The organism is Brucella grignonensis (assembly GCF_002252505.1).
GTDB lineage: Bacteria > Pseudomonadota > Alphaproteobacteria > Rhizobiales > Rhizobiaceae > Brucella > Brucella grignonensis.
The window spans coordinates 1-788 of sequence record NZ_NNRL01000001.1; the positions used below are offsets into that span (position 1 = coordinate 1).

Consider the following 788-nt stretch of genomic DNA (forward strand, 5'->3'; position numbering starts at 1 on the left):
TTCTTAAATAGCCGAGGCGGGCAACCTCATCGAGCAGAAACAGCGTCCGGCCCGTCACCTCGCCATCGCGGTTATAGATAGCGTTCAGCAGGGCACCGATGATGGTGCGCGCGAGGCCGGGATGCGTCTCCAGCATCTTGAGGTCGAGATTGATGAAGATGTCCGTCCGGCCATTGGTGATGTCGTCGGTGGCGAAGCTCGATCCCGAGACCAGGGCGGCATAGTTCGGATAGCTTAGCCAGTGCGTTTCCTTGACCACATAGGCATAGACGCCGGAAAAGGTTTCCGGCGTCATGGCGATGAAGGGCGCGACGTTCTCCTTGACGAAATCCGACCCCGAATTGTCGTAGATCAGCTGCAGCCGCTCGCGCAGCTTCGGCTCGGGCTCGGAGAGATTCATCCGCATCTGCCGCAAATGCAGATCCTCTTTTTCCGTGTGCCCTGACAGGCAGACATCCGCGATCAGCGCGGTGATGAGCTGCAGCGCCGAGGCGCGGAAGAAGTCGTCACGGATTGACGTCGAACGGCCGGTATCGGTCACCACCCAACTGGCGACTGCCACCACGTCTTCTTCCTTGGTGCCGCCGAAGCGGCCGATCCAGTCGAGCACGTTGAAGCCGGTCGATGGATCGCGCGGGTCGAGCACGAACACATCGCGATCGGCCTTGCGGCGATGCGCGATGACCATGGGCGCCACTTCGTTGGATGGGTCGAGCGCCACCAGGCTGCCGCCCCATTTGAGCGCCGTCGGCACGGTGACGGAGGTCGTCTTGAAACCGCCGGACCCG

General features: G+C 61.9%; 1 protein-coding gene. It reads right to left on the minus strand.

The window, feature by feature from the left end:
• Positions 1 to 788: type IV secretory system conjugative DNA transfer family protein (locus CEV33_RS00005; protein WP_167388063.1), on the minus strand; the 788-nt coding region annotated here is incomplete at both ends.